Annotated in this window: 14 protein-coding genes; 11 read left to right on the top strand and 3 right to left on the bottom strand. The window is 46.1% G+C overall.

Annotated features, from left to right (window positions below; genetic code table 11):
- The first annotated feature begins 84 nt into the window (after positions 1-84).
- From aroC to BMX69_RS17550, 3 genes are all read left to right on the top strand, one after another.
- On the top strand, positions 85-1,218 hold the full coding sequence (gene aroC / locus BMX69_RS17560) for a chorismate synthase (protein WP_100043887.1): 1,134 nt from the start codon (positions 85-87) through the stop codon (positions 1,216-1,218).
- 114 nt (positions 1,219-1,332) lie between these two features.
- Positions 1,333-1,779 carry a ribose 5-phosphate isomerase B gene (gene rpiB, locus BMX69_RS17555; RefSeq protein WP_025230152.1) on the top strand — a complete coding sequence of 149 codons (447 nt, stop codon included), beginning with the start codon at positions 1,333-1,335 and terminating at the stop codon, positions 1,777-1,779.
- A 26-nt stretch (positions 1,780-1,805) separates the two neighbouring features.
- Entirely contained in the window at positions 1,806-2,669 is an 864-nt protein-coding gene (locus BMX69_RS17550) for an NAD(P)-dependent oxidoreductase (protein WP_100043072.1), read from the top strand.
- 48 nt (positions 2,670-2,717) lie between these two features.
- Here the strand turns inward: BMX69_RS17550 and lepB are convergent, their stop codons facing one another.
- Positions 2,718-3,284: a signal peptidase I gene (lepB, locus tag BMX69_RS17545; RefSeq protein ID WP_025230150.1), complete on the bottom strand. Its 567-nt coding sequence runs from the start codon at positions 3,282-3,284 to the stop codon at positions 2,718-2,720.
- 179 nt (positions 3,285-3,463) lie between these two features.
- On the opposite strand from lepB, the gene BMX69_RS17540 reads away from it, so the two are divergent.
- The 3 genes from BMX69_RS17540 to BMX69_RS17530 all read left to right on the top strand — a co-directional run bounded on the left by BMX69_RS17540 (position 3,464) and on the right by BMX69_RS17530 (position 7,860).
- Entirely contained in the window at positions 3,464-4,510 is a 1,047-nt protein-coding gene (locus BMX69_RS17540) for a DUF3810 domain-containing protein (RefSeq protein ID WP_100043071.1), read from the top strand.
- 83 nt (positions 4,511-4,593) lie between these two features.
- Positions 4,594-6,906 (top strand): 1,4-alpha-glucan branching protein GlgB, encoded by a 2,313-nt coding sequence (glgB, locus tag BMX69_RS17535; RefSeq protein WP_100043070.1) that lies wholly within the window; start codon positions 4,594-4,596, stop codon positions 6,904-6,906.
- A gap of 42 nt (positions 6,907-6,948) precedes the next feature.
- On the top strand, positions 6,949-7,860 hold the full coding sequence (locus BMX69_RS17530; protein WP_100043069.1) for a mechanosensitive ion channel family protein: 912 nt from the start codon (positions 6,949-6,951) through the stop codon (positions 7,858-7,860).
- A 126-nt stretch (positions 7,861-7,986) separates the two neighbouring features.
- Here BMX69_RS17530 and BMX69_RS17525 read toward each other — a convergent pair whose 3' ends face one another.
- The gene (locus BMX69_RS17525) at positions 7,987-8,739 is read right to left on the bottom strand and encodes an SIMPL domain-containing protein (RefSeq protein WP_100043068.1); all 753 of its coding nucleotides are present in this window, start codon (positions 8,737-8,739) and stop codon (positions 7,987-7,989) included.
- 469 nt (positions 8,740-9,208) lie between these two features.
- On the opposite strand from BMX69_RS17525, the gene BMX69_RS17520 reads away from it, so the two are divergent.
- From BMX69_RS17520 to BMX69_RS17500, 5 genes are all read left to right on the top strand, one after another.
- Positions 9,209-10,606 (top strand): ABC transporter substrate-binding protein, encoded by a 1,398-nt coding sequence (locus BMX69_RS17520; RefSeq protein ID WP_100043886.1) that lies wholly within the window; start codon positions 9,209-9,211, stop codon positions 10,604-10,606.
- Positions 10,607-10,799: 193 nt separating this feature from the next.
- Positions 10,800-11,642, top strand: coding sequence for a carbohydrate ABC transporter permease (locus tag BMX69_RS17515; protein ID WP_025230144.1), 843 nt, complete (start codon positions 10,800-10,802; stop codon positions 11,640-11,642).
- Complete coding sequence (locus BMX69_RS17510; RefSeq protein WP_054791394.1) at positions 11,642-12,511, top strand: carbohydrate ABC transporter permease; 870 nt, start codon at positions 11,642-11,644, stop codon at positions 12,509-12,511. The genes BMX69_RS17515 and BMX69_RS17510 overlap by 1 nt, the downstream gene beginning before the upstream one ends.
- Before the next feature lie 126 nt (positions 12,512-12,637).
- Positions 12,638-14,116 (top strand): 4-alpha-glucanotransferase, encoded by a 1,479-nt coding sequence (malQ, locus tag BMX69_RS17505; protein ID WP_100043067.1) that lies wholly within the window; start codon positions 12,638-12,640, stop codon positions 14,114-14,116.
- Between the two features lie 22 nt (positions 14,117-14,138).
- Positions 14,139-15,173 (top strand): LacI family DNA-binding transcriptional regulator, encoded by a 1,035-nt coding sequence (locus tag BMX69_RS17500; RefSeq protein WP_054791395.1) that lies wholly within the window; start codon positions 14,139-14,141, stop codon positions 15,171-15,173.
- Positions 15,174-15,283: 110 nt separating this feature from the next.
- Here BMX69_RS17500 and BMX69_RS17495 read toward each other — a convergent pair whose 3' ends face one another.
- Positions 15,284-15,859, bottom strand: coding sequence for a peroxiredoxin (locus BMX69_RS17495; RefSeq protein ID WP_100043066.1), 576 nt, complete (start codon positions 15,857-15,859; stop codon positions 15,284-15,286).
- Positions 15,860-16,325: the final 466 nt, after the last annotated feature.

Raw genomic sequence — 16,325 nt, 5'->3', positions numbered from 1 at the left:
GAATGGCAATTGAGAGGAAACACCTTACAGGCATACCTCTATGCCCGGAAAACATGGGCAGGGAAGAGGAAAGGAGAGACATACATGGCAGGATCAACACTGGGGACAATATGGAAGGTAACAACCTGGGGGGAATCTCATGGAAAGGCCATCGGCGTTGTGCTAGACGGCTGTCCGGCAGGTCTAAAACTGGAGGAGGCGGATATCCAGGAATACTTGGACCGGAGAAAACCGGGGCAGAGCAAATTCACCACAAAGCGCCAGGAGGCCGATCAGGTAGAGATTTTGTCCGGAGTTTTTGAGGGAAAGACAACGGGAACTCCCATTTCCATGGTGATCTGGAATACAGACCAGCGCTCCAGGGATTACGGAAACTTAATGGAGGTTTACCGTCCGGGCCATGCAGATTTTTCCTTTGATGAAAAATACGGGATCAGGGATTACCGGGGAGGCGGCCGTTCCTCCGGAAGGGAGACCATTGGAAGGGTGGCGGCCGGCGCTGTTGCTGCCTGCTTTTTAAAGAGTCTTGGAATTACTGTGACCGCTTACACCAGATCCGTCGGGCCTTATGAGGTAAAGGCAGAGCAGTTCAGTATAAAGGAGCGGGATAATAACCAACTTTTCATGCCTGATAAGGAAACAGCGGCTCTTGCCTGCGAATACTTAGAAGAGATGATGGGAAAGCTGGACTCTGTGGGAGGCGTGGTGGAATGCGTCATTGACGGTGTTCCGGCCGGAATCGGCGATCCGGTATTTGATAAGTATGATGCGGCTCTTGCAAAGGCGGTCATGTCCATCGGAGCGGTCAAGGGCTTTGAGATCGGAGACGGCTTTGGGGCTGCACGTGCCCTGGGATCCCAGAATAACGATGGATTTTGTAAGGGACTTAATAAGGGAGTGGAGAAGATCACCAACCATGCAGGGGGAATTCTTGGAGGGATCAGCGATGGTTCCCAGGTGGTTTTCCGTGCTGCATTTAAGCCTACACCGTCTGTAGCACAGTCCCAGAAAACCGTGACGCGACTGGGTGAGGAAACAGAGATCCAAATCAAGGGGCGCCATGACCCTATCGTTGTTCCTCGCGCAGTGGTAGTAGTGGAAGCCATGGCAGCACTTACCACGGCAGACTTACTGCTTGCCAACATGGCATCCAGAATGGACAGGATCCTTACCTTTTATGGCCGGCAGACTGAAGGAGAAGGAAGCTTAGAAACTTGATAAAATCCGGCATTTATGATATGTTAAATGCCGGATATATTTTACACGGGCAATGAGCCGGACGAACATGTCTGTATGTTCAGCCGGCAATGACAGAATGACAGGAGAATGATGATGAAGATTGCAATGGGAAATGACCATACGGCCATAGAAATGAAGAATTACATCAAGGAATTTGTAGAGAGCAAGGGATATGAAGTGATCGACTTTGGAACCAATTCCACAGAAAGCTGCGATTATCCGGAATATGGAGAAAAGGTTGGACGCGCGGTTGCAGACGGAGAGGCTGATCTGGGAATCGCCATCTGCGGAACAGGAGTGGGAATCTCCCTTGCCTGCAACAAGGTCAGGGGAATCCGGGCCTGCGTCTGCAGCGAACCTTATACTGCAAAGCTTTCCAGAATGCACAATGATTCCAATGTGCTCTGCTTTGGAGCCCGTGTCATCGGCCAGGAGATGGCAAAGATGATCACAGAAGAATGGCTGGATGCAAAGTATGAGGGCGGAAGGCACCAGCGCCGTGTGGATATGGTAATGGATATCGAAAAAAGAAACGAATAAATTTGTATTGCGAAGGGGGGAAACCTATGAAAAAGATTGGATTTATCGGAATTGGAATTATGGGAAAGTCCATGGTACGCAATCTGATGAAGGCTGGATATGAGGTGGCGGTATATTCAAGAACCAAAAGCAAGGCAGAAGATATCCTTTCTGAAGGTGCCATATGGTGCGAAGATGTGAAGGCCTGCTCCAAAGGAAGAGATGGGGTCATCACCATCGTTGGGTATCCGCAGGATGTGGAAGAGGTCTATTTCGGGGAAAATGGGATTATCGCTAACGCAGACAAGGGAACCTGCTTGATTGACATGACAACCACCAGTCCCAAGCTTGCGGTACGGATTTATGAAGAAGCAAAACAGGCAGGGCTAAAAGCCCTGGATGCCCCGGTGACAGGAGGAGATACTGGCGCAAGGGAAGGAACCCTTACCATACTGGCAGGAGGAGACAGAGACGCTTATGACCGCTGCCTCCCTGTTTTTGAGGCAATGGGAAAGGCCATCCGGTATGAAGGAAAGGCCGGAAACGGACAGCACACCAAAATGTGCAACCAGATCGCCATTGCAGGAGCCCTCTCAGGCGTCTGTGAGGCAATGGTTTATGCAAAAGCCAATGGTCTTGACGTAGATACCATGGTGGATTCCATCGCTACCGGTGCGGCAGGAAGCGCCCAGTTAAATGCAATGGCCCCCAGGATCCTTTCCGGAGACTTTGCACCAGGATTCTTTATCAAACATTTTATTAAAGACATGAAACTTGCGGCCGAAGAGGCGGAGGGTGCAGGTATCCGGCTTGGAGTGCTTGACCACGTGCTTTCCATGTATGAATCCATGGCTGCTTCTGGTCATGAAGATGAAGGAACACAGGCTCTAGTCAAATATTACCAGTGGTAAAAAATATAAAAACGCAGGCGAGGTAGCAGCTCCAGCCTGCGTTTTTACTTATTCAATATTTTTTATGGAAGGGAAATACCGGAACAGGACCTTTGCGATGATCTTGTCCTTTTCCACGAATTTATGTTTCCACCTTCTTGCATCTGCGGAGAAATTCCGGTTGTCTCCAAGCATGAAGTAGCAATCTTCCGGCACTTCATAATGGGCGTCAGGTTCCGGTTCCATTGGCTCCGGAAGATAAGGCTCTTCAAGAGGCGTCTCGGAATTATTGATATAAACTTTTCCGTCCCGGATATCAATGATGTCGCCTGGAAGGCCGATGACACGTTTTACGTAATAGGTTTTTCCGGTAGGGTCATCAGGGAAATGGAAGATGGCGATATCTCCCCTCTTCGGATCGCCAAAATAATAGGACAGCCTGGAGCCAATGACCCGGTCTCCTGTCATAATGGTCTTTTCCATGGATCCGCTGGGTACCCTGCTGTTTGCGATGATGAAATTATTGAGCAAAAATGCAATGACAGCGGCGGTTATGATGATCTTGATCCAACTGATGATTTCTTCCCTCCAGCTGAACGGTTCCCGTTCTTTTGGCATGTTATCGTTCTTTTTCATATGATCTCTCTTCTTTTCCTTCATGATGGTTCCATTACAGAGTTTAAATGAGATTGATTTATAACGCAAGGGGTTTTACAAAATGGTAAGAAAATATTCACAAATACTCTATGGATTGTCCATAAAATCATGATAACATGATTCTAAGATAAAAAAATTACACCAGGGGGAGCCGGTTCATGGGAGGGAAATGCCGGAATCAGGATAGAACGCTTATTGCAGCTTCTGCGTTAATGTTTGCAGTTTCAACGCTGTTTCAGATACTGGCAAGAAAGGTTCCGGGATTTGGGGACTGGTATGCCAGGCGTGTTTACCGGTTTATGGTAGGAAGCATTGGAAGGCTGTCCGGGGTATTTCCCTTTGCCCTTGTGGAGATTTGTACCTACCTGCTTATTTTGTACGCTGTTTTCTACGTCTTCGTCCACCGAAAGGAGAGGAAGAAGATTCTCATAAGAGCCGTGTTTCTCGTTACCGGCCTGTTTTTACTGTTTACCTTTAACTGTGGTATCAATTATTACCGGAAGCCGTTTTCCAGCTATTCAGGGCTGGACATGAGAAAGTCTTCCGTTGAGGAACTGGAGCGTCTCTGCCGGGAGCTTACAGATGAAGTTAACCGTATGTGCGGAGATATAGTAAAAGAGATAGACTTAAAAAGCCTGGAAAAGGAAAGTGTAAAAGCCATGAAAAGACTGGGAGAGGCTTATCCTGAGCTGGCAGGCTATTACCCGCCTCCCAAGCCCCTCCTATGGTCTTACTTCTTTTCCGTCCAGCAGCTTTGCGGCCAGTATTCCCCTTTTACTGTGGAGGCCACTTATAACCGGTCCATGCCGGATTACAACATTCCCCATACGGTCTGCCATGAGCTGTCCCACCTAAGAGGGTTCATGAGAGAGGATGAGGCCAACTTCATCGGCTATCTGGCCTGCATTGGATCTGAGGTTGATGCATTTCGCTACAGCGGGTACTTAACCGGCTGGGTTTACGCTACCAATGCCCTGGCAAAAGCAGACCGGGAAGCATACGCAGAAATCTGCGGACAGCTTAGTGAAAAGGCATGGGATGATTTAAGAATCAACAATGAATTCTGGGGGAAATACGAGGGGAAGACTGCCGAGGTTTCCAACCGGATGAATGATACTTATTTAAAGCTCAACAGCCAGTCTGATGGCGTTAACAGCTATGGCAGAATGGTTGATCTAATGCTGGCTTACGCAAGGCTCAAATAAGCCCCAATTCCTGGCAGACTCTTGAAAATTACAAGACCTGGTGATAAAATATTTCCATAACGAGGGACCAGGAGGAGTCATGTATGGATGGTAATTTGTATGATTTGATGGATTGGGCCGGCATTGAAGAGATTGTATATTCAGAAGCAGCGAATCCCCACGAGATTCTGGGCCCGCACGTAACAGAGCAGGGGCTGCTTATCCAGGCATTTATTCCTACGGCTGAATCGGTGATCGTCCGGTTTAGGGGAAGCGGTAAGGAATACCCTATGGAGCTAGCGGATGAAGCCGGTTTTTTTGCGGCTCTCATACCACGCAAAACCACAGAAGCTTATACCCTGTTGGTTACTTACGATAATGGGACATCAGAAGAATGTCTGGATCCCTATTCCTTTTCAGCCTTTTATAAGTCGGAAGACATCAAAAAGTTTGAATCCGGAATTCACTACAGCATCTATGAAAAAATGGGGGCGCACCCCATGTCTGCAGGCGGAGCAGAAGGGGTATACTTTTCTGTGTGGGCTCCCTGTGCCATGCGTGTCAGCGTGGTTGGAGACTTTAACCTGTGGGATGGCAGGCGTCATCAGATGAGGAGGCTGGGTGATTCCGGCATTTTTGAATTGTTTATACCCGGCTTAAAGACAGGAACGTTATATAAGTATGAGATAAAGCATAAAAACGGGACAACACAGCTCAAAAGCGATCCCTACGCCAATTACTGTGAGCTGCGCCCTGACAATGCTTCCGTGGTCTGGGATATTAACCAGTATTCCTGGAGTGATCAGGAATGGATGAAAAAGCGGGCAGGGTCTGATTCCAAACAAAGTCCCATGTCCATTTATGAGGTGCACTTAGGCTCCTGGTTCCGGAAGGAAGTGGAGCTTGATGAAGGCGGAGCTGCCATTGTTGGCTCCGAATTCTATCATTATCGTGAAATAGCAGAAAAGCTGGCGGAATATGTAAAGGATATGGGTTACACCCATGTGGAACTTCTTCCCATCATGGAACATCCCCTGGATGCCTCCTGGGGATATCAGGTGACCGGGTATTATGCGCCCACCAGCCGTTACGGAACGCCGGATGATTTTATGTATTTCATGGATTACATGCATAAGCAGGGGATCGGTGTGATTTTAGACTGGGTTCCGGCTCATTTCCCCAGAGACAGCTTTGGGCTTGCCAGCTTTGACGGAACCTGTGTTTATGAGCATAAGGACCCAAGACAAGGGGCACATCCCCATTGGGGAACTTTGATTTATAATTACGGCAGGCCAGGCGTCAGCAACTTTCTTATCGCCAATGCTCTTTTCTGGGCGGACAAGTACCATGCGGATGGAATCCGTATGGATGCGGTGGCTTCCATGCTGTACTTAGATTATGGAAAAAACCCGGGGGAATGGATTCCCAATATTTACGGCGGTCATGAAAACCTGGAAGCTGTCGAGTTTCTGAAACATCTAAATTCCATATTCAAGGGCCGAAAAGATGGGGCGGTAATGATTGCGGAGGAATCCACGGCATGGCCCCGGATCACGGCTGATGTAAAGAGCGAAGGCCTGGGCTTTGACTATAAATGGAACATGGGCTGGATGAATGATTTCACCGGATATATGCAATATGATCCTTACTTCAGAAAACACCATTATGGAGAGATGACCTCCAGCATGCTTTATGCATACAGCGAAGATTTTATCCTTGTTTTTTCCCACGATGAGGTGGTTCATGGAAAAGGTTCCATGTTGGGCAAGATGCCGGGAGAAACCCTGGAGGAAAAGGCGGCGAATTTAAAAGCTGCCTACGGTTTTATGATAGGACATCCCGGTAAAAAGCTTTTGTTCATGGGTCAGGATTTTGCACAGGTGAGTGAATGGAATGAAAATAAAAGTCTAGACTGGGAGATCCTAAAATATCCCCTTCATAAGCAGACGCAGGATTACGTAAAGGCTTTGAACCATCTTTATAAGAGCCAGCCGGCCCTGTACCAGATGGATTATGATCCGGACGGCTTTGAGTGGGTGGAATGCACGGATTCGAAAGACAGCATTGTATGCTTTTTAAGAAAGACAAAGAAAAAGGAGGAGACTCTTCTCTTCCTATGTAATTTTGATACAATGCACCACGAGAAATACCCGGTAGGGGTTCCCTTTGAGGGAAAATATAAGGAAATATTAAACAGTGATGACAAGGCTTTCGGAGGACAGGGCCGGGTAAATCCAAGGGCAAAGACCTCTAAGAAAAAGGAGGCGGATGAAAGGCCGGATTCTATGGAAATAACCGTTGCTCCATTAAGCATCATGGTCTTTACCTGTACCCCTGAAAAAAAGAAGCCTGCTTTGTCAGGGAAGAAGACCAAGAAGCCTGCATATACTGAAAAAGCAAAGGCTAAAAGAAAATAACTTAATTTATTCGTACATAAAAAAGGATCAGGAGGTTATGAAATGATATTCTATATGGTTTCCAGTGTACTTCCGGGAGAGTCCCTGGCGGATTTACAACAGGAGGTACAGGAAAACTTAAACCAGTTAAGGCCCAATGTCGTACTGGAAACCTTAAAGAGCTGGGCTCCGGGGCTGATTGCATTCGGGATAAAGCTTCTCATTGCTCTGTTGATTTTTTTCGTTGGCTCCAGGATCATTAAGTTCCTCAATCATATGCTGAACCGCTCTTTTAAGAGAGTGGATATGGAGGTAAGCTTAAGAAAGTTCCTGCTGTCTGTTTTAAACGCCACCATGTACTGTCTGCTTGCTTTTATCGTAGCAGGGCAGATAGGAGTGAATTCGGCTTCCATCGTGGCTTTGCTGGGGTCTGCAAGTATTGCTGTAGGTCTGGCAGTCCAGGGAAGCCTGGCTAATTTTGCAGGCGGGGTGCTGATCCTTCTTATGAAGCCGTTCCGTGTAGGGGATTATATCGTATCCAGGGATGGGGAAGGCACAGTCCGTACCATTGGACTTGTGTACACGGTTTTAAACACAGGAGATAATAAGCAGGTGGTCATTCCCAACGGGACCCTGTCCAATTCTCCCCTTACCAATGTGACAGCCATGGATAAGAGGCGGCTGGATGTCCTGGTGGGGATCGGATATCATTCGGATTTAAAGAAGGCCAAGGAAGTTTTGGATTGCATTTTTCGTAATCAGAATGGGATACTAAAAGAGGAACCCATAGATATTTTCGTCAGCGACTTAACAGAAAATGCCGTTACCATCGGAGGGCGGGGCTGGACCTCCTTAGATGATTACTGGCCGGCCAGATGGGAAATCCTTGAAAAGGTAAAGCTTGAATTTGAAGCGGCAGGGATTGAGATTCCCTATAGCCGGATGGAGGTGCAGGTAGAAAACCGCCATTCCTGATAAAAAGGATAACCTCAAAATAATCCTTGGAAAACGTGAAGTGCACCGTATGTCAGATATTTTTTATCTGACATACGGTGCACTTTTTTTAGACGGTTCCGAAAGACTGGGACGCCTCTATTTTTTTTATTTTACCCGGTAGGTCACAGTTACCTGGGCTTCCACTCCGATCTGTCCTGGTTCCACAACCACGGATTTGGCTCCGGCTGCGGCATCTTCTTTTGCCACAGATGTGGAGTAGCGGATATTCGGGTAGGAATTCATCTCTTCGATGTGAGCGATTCCATCCAGGGTGACTCCGCTGGCGGCAGCAATTGCCTCTGCTTTGACTTTAGCGGCTTCAACAGCCTTTTTAAGGGCATCCCTATAGTTTTCATCGTATTTGCTGGAAAGATAGTTTACGCTGTCAATGCAGTTAATGCCTGCTTCTACGCTGGAAGAAAGCATGGTACCCACCTGGTCAATGGGAAGGTCAGAAACGGTGATGCTAGTGCGCATCTGATATCCGGTGATCTGCTGGCCGGAATTATTCCAGTCATACATCGGCTCAAGTCCGTAGCTGGAGGTCTGAATGGATTTTTCATCAATGCCGGATTTTTTCAAAAATTCAATGACATTGCTTGTATCCCCGCTGTTTTTCTCCTGGCAGGTCTTGGGATCCGCGGCCTGAGAGAGCACTGCAAAATTGACCTGTGCCATATCGGGAACAACTTTTACTCCCTCTGTGCTGCTTACCTGTATGGTATTGGTATCCTTGTTGCTAATGGTAGTTACGTTGGCTCCCGGTACGGAAGCGGTCCCTGTCTGGGCACATGCAGTCATACTCAGCACGGCTGCGGCAACAAGAGCGGCAGCCAGCGGCTTATTCATTTTTCTCATAAATAATTCCTCCTTTTCATATTTTATATTCTACAGGAAAAATTTAGGAATTAGTATTTCTTTTCCCTTAACATTTAAGTCAAATTTCAAAGGTTTTATTTACGAAAATCTGACTATGGAAAAAAGTGGGCATAAGGGATAAAAAACGATGGAAGAAAGCAAATTGAGTAAAGTAAATTGTGGAAAGTGCCTAAAAAAAGAAATGAAAATGCAATGGTTTAACGAAAAAAGAAATTTTGGCTAAATCTATTGCATTTTTTTGTGCAATGTGTTATCTTATAGCCATAAGGTTATTGGAAACGTTACCGATATCGTTACCAAAAGGTTGGTATCCAATGATCAGGAAAGATAAAGCCTGGGAACAAGCAGGTGAAACAAGTTTCTGTATGGAAGGCATGCAGGAAAATATTGGGGGTTGAGTGGACGGATCCATCAACCGGAAGGTGCAAATGCACGGAAGGAGGATATTATGAAACTAAAAAAACTGGCAGTACTTACTCTGGCTGCGGCAATGGCAGCTGGAACACTGGTAGGCTGTGCTTCCAACAAGAAAACGGAGACATCAGGGGCAGAGCAGAACACTCAGGCAGCGGAAACCACTGCAGCAAAGGCTGATGATACGGCAGAGGCCAAAGGGCAGATCTATTATCTGAATTTTAAGCCAGAAGTTGCAGACACATGGGTGGAGCTTGCCGGCAAGTATACAGAGGAAACCGGTGTGCCTATGAAGGTGCAGACCGCGGCAGCAGGTACCTATGAGCAGACCTTAAAATCTGAGGTAGCTAAGAAGGAACCGCCTACACTGTTTCAGATCAACGGTCCTATCGGGTATAAGTCCTGGGCAAAATATTGCAAGGATTTAAAGGATTCCACAATCTACGGACATCTGGTTGATAAGGATATGGCTGTAAAGGACGGAGATGGAGTTTACGGCATTCCTTACGTAGTGGAAGGCTATGGAATTATTTATAATGATGCCATCATGAAGAAGTATTTTGCTCTTGACGGCGCAAAGGCAAAATCCATAGAAGAGATCAATACCTTTGATTCTCTCAAAGCAGTTGTAGAAGATATGCAGGCAAGAAAGGCAGACCTTGGAATCGAAGGCGTGTTTGCTTCCACTTCCTTTGCTCCTGGCGAAGACTGGAGATGGCAGACCCACCTGGCAAACCTTCCGGTTTATTATGAATATAAGGATGACAGCGTATCCGACAAAGATGCCCTTGACTTTAAGTATGCAGACAACTACAAAAACATTTTTGACTTATACATTCACAACTCCTGTACGGATCCAAAGATGGTAGGCGCAAAGACTGTTGAGGATTCCATGGCAGAATTTGCTCTTGGCAAGGTTGCCATGGTCCAGAACGGAAACTGGGGCTGGGGACAGGTGTCCGGCGTTGACGGAAACACAGTTAAGGAAGAAGATGTGAAATTCCTTCCTATTTACACCGGAGTAAACGGTGAGGAAAAGCAGGGACTTTGCATTGGAACAGAAAACTTCTTCTCCATCAACAGCCAGGCAAAGGAAGAGGATCAGCAGGCATCTCTTGACTTCCTGGAGTGGCTCTTCACTTCTGATACAGGTAAAGATTATGTAACCAACAAGCTGGGCTTTATCGCTCCTTTTGATTCCTTTACAGCAGATGAAAAACCAACCGATCCTCTGGCAAAAGAGATCGACCGCTATATGAACAACAAGGACTTATATTCTGTGTCCTGGAACTTTACCTCCTTCCCAAGCCAGACCTTTAAGGATAACTTCGGAGCATCCCTTCTTGAGTACGCTCAGGGCGGCAAAGACTGGAAGGCAGTAGTCGATGACATGAAGGCCGATTGGGCTAACGAAAAAGCTATGACAAAATAAGAATATAAAGTAGTTTTAAGGGAAATGGGTGAGCGCGGGGGAGATGCCTCACCCATTTTCATACAAGAAATCGATCAGCCTCAGCTCATCGAGGAGTTTTATAGAATACCCTACGGGTATACCTATGAGCCCGATAAAGAGTGGCGGGCCCTGTCCCAAAAGTATGGACAGTAAAAAAGAAAGGAGAACTGCTATGCAAAAGTCAATGAAACGGTACTTTCCAATATTTGTTCTGCCCACACTGGCTGCATTTACCGTTGCATTCCTGTACCCGTTTATCATAGGTATTTATTTATCCTTTACGGAATTCACCACAGTAAAGGATGCCTCATGGGTGGGGATTTCAAATTATAAAAAGATATTTATGGACCGGAATTTTATCAATGCACTGGTATTTACCGTGAAGTTTACCATTGTGTCGGTAGTGAGCATCAATACCCTGGGGTTTTTACTGGCCTATGTCCTCACAAGAGGAATTAAAGGGACCAACCTGTTCCGGACCGTATTTTTCATGCCAAACTTAATCGGCGGCATTGTGTTAGGTTATGTCTGGCAGCTTCTGTTAAATGGTATTCTTGCAAGATTTGGGGTTACCCTCTCTTTTAACGCCAAGTACGGCTTTTGGGGTCTGGTGATCCTGATGAACTGGCAGCTGATCGGATATATGATGATTATTTACATTGCCGGGCTTCAAAATGTTCCTGGAGAACTGATTGAGGCGGCAAGGATCGACGGAGCGACCGGATTCCAGATCTTAAAGCGCATCATGATCCCTATGGTTATGCCGTCCTTTACCATCTGTTTGTTTCTGACCCTGACAAATTCCTTTAAGCTGTTTGACCAGAACCTCGCACTGACCGCAGGCGGACCGGGAAGGCAGACCAGCATGCTGGCCCTTGATATTTACAATACCTTCTACGGCAGAGTGGGTTGGGAAGGGGTGGGCCAGGCAAAGGCTACGGTGTTCTTTCTTATGGTTGCGGTCATATCCCTGACCCAGCTTTCATTAACGCGTCGTAAGGAGGTGGAGAACTGATGAGCAGAAAGAGAAGAAATATAGAAGCTCAGCAAATGGAAGTGGGAAAAACCACGGGAGCGTTTTTAACGGCTGTATTATCAGTCCTTTCCCTGACATTTTTATTTCCGATTGTCTTAGTTTTCATGAACTCCTTTAAGAGCAAGCTGTTTATCAGCGATGCGCCGTTTCAGCTTCCTAAGACGGGAACCTATGTAGGGCTTACCAATTATGTGGAAGGCATACGGAAAACAGGGCTGTTCCCGGCTTTTGGCAGATCCTTGTTTATTACGGTAGCTTCTGTGGCAGCGATTATCCTGTTCACCTCCATGACAGCCTGGTTTTTAACCAGAGTGAAATCCGTATTTACGAACATCTTATATTACGTTTTTGTATTTGCTATGATCGTGCCGTTCCAGATGGTCATGTTCACCATGTCAAAGACAGCAAATGACTTATATTTAAACTCCATGTACGGCCTTGTGCTTCTTTACCTGGGCTTTGGCGCCGGGCAGGCAGTATTTTTATTCTGCGGTTTTGTTAAGGCCATTCCTCTTGAAATCGAAGAAGCGGCTATGATCGACGGCTGTTCCCCCATTCAGACTTATTTTCATGTGGTATTCCCCATGTTAAGGCCTACGGCAGTAACCGTCGCCATCTTAAATGCCATGTGGATTTGGAACGATTATTTACTTCCAAGCTTGATTCTTCCCCAGGAAAAAGGTACAATACCAATGGTTATTCAGAACTTAAAAGGCGGATATGGTTCCATTGATATGGGAGCTATGATGGCAATGCTGGTTCTGGCGATTTTTCCTATCATTGTATTTTATTTAAGTTGTCAGAAATATATCATAAAGGGCGTAGCTGCAGGTGCGGTAAAAGGCTAGAAAGTCAAATATCCTGATGCAAACTACGGAGTATTTGACCCTTGCAGCATTCGTCAGATGCAGGAATGAACGCACTCCTGCGATTGGCTCATTGCTTGCAGTATTAACAGAAAAAGGAGACTGATTATGCGGGAATGTGGTATGTTGCTCCCAGTTGCAAGCCTTCCGTCAAAATACGGGATCGGGGCATTTTCAAAAGAGGCATATGAATTTATAGATTTATTAAAAAAAGCAGGTCAGCATTACTGGCAGATACTCCCGCTGGGGCCCACCGGTTATGGGGACTCTCCTTACCAGTCATTCTCCGCATTTGCGGGAAATCCGTACTTTATTGATTTAGATGAACTGGCTGCAGAGGGACTGCTTACCATAGCGGAATGCGAAGCCGTGGACTTTGGGGATGATCCGAGAGATATTGACTATGAGAAAATGTATTATAACCGTTTTCCCTTGTTGAGAAAGGCTTATGGACGGTGGAAGGAGCAGGGACATACGCCAGATGAGCCTGAGAGACATCTTGGAGAGGAAACGGCCGGTTACTGCTTTTACATGGCGGTTAAAGATCATTTTAAAGGAAAGAGCTGGATCTCTTGGGATGAAGATATCCGTCTTAGAAAGGAAGAGGCAGTTTCCCGGTATGAAAAGGAACTGTCAGATGAGATTGGATTTTATGGCTTCCTTCAGATGAAATTTGAAGAACAGTGGAGCCGGTTAAAGTCCTATGCAGGAGAACAGGGGATCAGGATCATCGGTGACATCCCCATATATGTGGCATTTGACAGTGCGGATTCCTGGTTTCATACGGAACTGTTCCAGTTTGATGAAACCTGCGAACCTGTTGCGGTAGCAGGCTGTCCGCCAGACGGATTTTCCGCCACTGGACAGTTATGGGGAAATCCCCTTTACCGCTGGGATTACCATGGAAAAACAGGTTACGAATGGTGGATGAAGCGAATGGAATACAGCTTCCGCCTTTACGATGTGGTGAGGGTAGATCATTTCCGGGGCTTTGATGAGTATTATTCCATTCCGGCGGGAAGCGAGAATGCCGTTCACGGTACCTGGGAAAAAGGACCTGGAATTGATATTTTCAATAAGATGCGGGAACGATTTGGGACACTGGATATCATAGCGGAAGACCTTGGCTTTTTGACTCCATCGGTTTTAAAGCTGGTTAAGGATACGGGCTTCCCAGGTATGAAGGTGCTGGAGTTTGCGTTTGATTCCAGAGAAGAAAGCGATTATCTGCCTCATAACTACACACAGAACTGCGTGGTATATACGGGAACCCATGATAATAATACAATCAGGGGCTGGTATGAAGAATTGTCCCAGGAGGACCGCCAGCTTTCCATTGACTATATGAATAACGGAAGAACGCCGGGAGAAGAGATCCATTGGGATTTTGTCCGTCTGGCTCTGGCAAGTGTGGCTAAGCTGGCGGTGGTTCCGGTGCAGGATTATCTGGGTCTTGGTGCGGAGGCCAGGATCAATGTGCCTTCCACCCTGGGGAAAAACTGGAGATGGCGTATGGTTTCCGGGGAAATAACAGAAGAGATTGTGGAAAAATGCAGAAAAATTGCCAGGCTATACGGCAGGGCGTGAGGAAAGGAGATGAGTATTTCTGATGGACTCCATTAATATAAAGGATATAGCCAGATTGTGCGGGGTGGGTGTGAGTACCGTATCCCGGGCCATCAATAACCATCCGGATATCAATCCAGAGACAAAGAACATGATCATGCAGGTGATTAAGGAAAACAACTATATTCCTAATAACAGCGCGCGGAATTTAAAACGTACCGATTCCAGGGCCATCGCGGTGTTGATCAAAGGGATCGGCAATCCCTTTTTCAGCAAGATGATCCGTATCTTCGAGGAGGAGATCCAGAAAAAGAAATACTCATTCATCCTGCAGAGGGTCGATGAGCAGGAGGATGAGGTTGATGTGGCTTTGGAACTGATCAAGGAAAAGAAGCCAAGGGGAATCGTGTTCCTTGGAGGATACTTTTCCCACAGCAGGGAAGAACTGGAACAGCTAACCGTTCCTTATGTGCTAAGTACCATTGGAATGACAGAGTACTTGGGCGAATCTCCTGATTTTTCCTGCGTATCCGTAGATGACTACGCGGAAAGCTACAAAATGACGGATTATTTATGTAAACTAGGTCATGAAAAAATTCTTATCCTGACTGCTCCATCTGATGATGAGAGCATCGGCCGCCTCCGTTTGGAAGGATACAAAAAGGCTCTTTTAGATAACGGCATCACCCCTTCCCCGTCTCTGATCATATTTTCGGAGGAATGCGAGGAATGCTATAGCATGGAAAACGGGTACCGGATGATGAACCGTGTTTTAAATGAAAATCCGGAATTTACCGCTGTTTATGCGATCTCAGACAGCATTGCCATCGGCGCCTGCAAAGCCATCTTTGAGCATGGCATGCGGATACCGGAAGATTATTGTATAGCCGGCTATGACGGTCTTGATATTGCCCGCTATTATAACCCGTCCATCACCACCATCCGCCAGCCGGTGGAAGAGATGGCAAAGGCTACTATAAAGATCTTATTCGATGTGATCAAGGACAAGGCAGAGCATCAGAAAACAGTATTTAAAGCGGAGCTGATCGAAGGAGAATCTACAAGAAGAATAAAATAAAGTTTATACAGAATTTAAAGGAATAAACCATATGGAAAAAGCCGGTTCATACAAAACATGAACCGGCCTTTTTTTTTTCAAGGGTGTCAGTCAACGCCCCTTTAGATCCTTTAAAGCTCGTTTTTATAGCACCAGAACCAATCAATACAGCTTAAGTCCGCTGTTTCAGGTTCATTGAGCCGCTCCAACGATTGATTATAAGTACCAGGCGGAGGGACCATGACAGAGCTGCCAGGCATCCAGTTTGCAGGAGTAACTACGCCGTATTTGTCTGTTGTTTGAAGAGCAGTTAACAAGCGCAGTATTTCAGAAATGTTTCTGCCGTTCGTTAGAGGATAAACAAGGATCGCACGAATGATCTGATTCGGATCAATGAAAAAGACATTTCGAACGGTTTCCTGCTTATTGACATCCGGGGCAATCATGCCATAAAGGTTTGCAACTTCAGCCATGCGGTCAGCGATGACTGGAAAAGGAATTTGAACGCCCGTTAATAAACGGATTTGATTTACCCATGCCAGATGGGAAGGGTTACTGTCTATGCTCAAACCGATCAGTTTTGTATTTAATGCTTCAAACTGATCGTTCGCCTGTGCAAAAGCGATAAATTCGGTTGTGCATACTGGCGTAAATACATTGCTTACGGATGGAAAATATGGAAAAGAGAGAAAGAGACCTAAAAAAATGTTAGGTCTCTTTTTTTAGACCTAACATTCCGGATAGATAAAAGTACAGACCATCTAACAAGTGCTGGCAACACTTGGGGAGCGAATCTGGCAAATTCGCGTAATTCAATACATGCAGCACATACAATTTTAGAGTTTCAAAATTGTTGTTAACTACAAGCACCCCTTTTACATCCACTGATGATGTGTATATAGAAATTATAAAGATTAAAATTTCATAGGACAAGTGTAAAAAAACATGAAGTTATAGAGAATTATCTTTTATCTAGGTAACGTTCATGAATGGATCGGCCTTATCGAAGAGAGGGAAGCGCATGGGCGGAACTGAGTTCCGTTCATGAATAGGATCGGTCTTATCGAAGAGAGGGAAGTGTTTGAACAGAACTGAGTTCCGTTCATGAATAGGATCAGCCTTATCGAAGAGAGGGAAGCATATGAGCAGAACTGAGTTCCGTTCATGAATGAG

The organism is Lacrimispora sphenoides JCM 1415 (assembly GCF_900105615.1).
GTDB classification, from domain to species: Bacteria; Bacillota; Clostridia; order Lachnospirales; family Lachnospiraceae; genus Lacrimispora; species Lacrimispora sphenoides.
Note: the sequence above shows the minus strand (reverse complement) of the source record. Positions and strands in the feature narration are given on the sequence as shown.

Bases quoted from the DNA above. Each gene is read 5' to 3' on its own strand.
- aroC (WP_100043887.1), top strand. From the start codon at position 85: ATGGCAGGATCAACACTGGGGACAATATGGAAGGTAACAACCTGGGGG.
- rpiB (WP_025230152.1), top strand. From the start codon at position 1,333: ATGAAGATTGCAATGGGAAATGACCATACGGCCATAGAAATGAAGAAT.
- BMX69_RS17550 (WP_100043072.1), top strand. From the start codon at position 1,806: ATGAAAAAGATTGGATTTATCGGAATTGGAATTATGGGAAAGTCCATG.
- lepB (WP_025230150.1), bottom strand. From the start codon at position 3,284: ATGAAAAAGAACGATAACATGCCAAAAGAACGGGAACCGTTCAGCTGG.
- BMX69_RS17540 (WP_100043071.1), top strand. From the start codon at position 3,464: ATGGGAGGGAAATGCCGGAATCAGGATAGAACGCTTATTGCAGCTTCT.
- glgB (WP_100043070.1), top strand. From the start codon at position 4,594: ATGGATGGTAATTTGTATGATTTGATGGATTGGGCCGGCATTGAAGAG.
- BMX69_RS17530 (WP_100043069.1), top strand. From the start codon at position 6,949: ATGATATTCTATATGGTTTCCAGTGTACTTCCGGGAGAGTCCCTGGCG.
- BMX69_RS17525 (WP_100043068.1), bottom strand. From the start codon at position 8,739: ATGAGAAAAATGAATAAGCCGCTGGCTGCCGCTCTTGTTGCCGCAGCC.
- BMX69_RS17520 (WP_100043886.1), top strand. From the start codon at position 9,209: ATGAAACTAAAAAAACTGGCAGTACTTACTCTGGCTGCGGCAATGGCA.
- BMX69_RS17515 (WP_025230144.1), top strand. From the start codon at position 10,800: ATGCAAAAGTCAATGAAACGGTACTTTCCAATATTTGTTCTGCCCACA.
- BMX69_RS17510 (WP_054791394.1), top strand. From the start codon at position 11,642: ATGAGCAGAAAGAGAAGAAATATAGAAGCTCAGCAAATGGAAGTGGGA.
- malQ (WP_100043067.1), top strand. From the start codon at position 12,638: ATGCGGGAATGTGGTATGTTGCTCCCAGTTGCAAGCCTTCCGTCAAAA.
- BMX69_RS17500 (WP_054791395.1), top strand. From the start codon at position 14,139: ATGGACTCCATTAATATAAAGGATATAGCCAGATTGTGCGGGGTGGGT.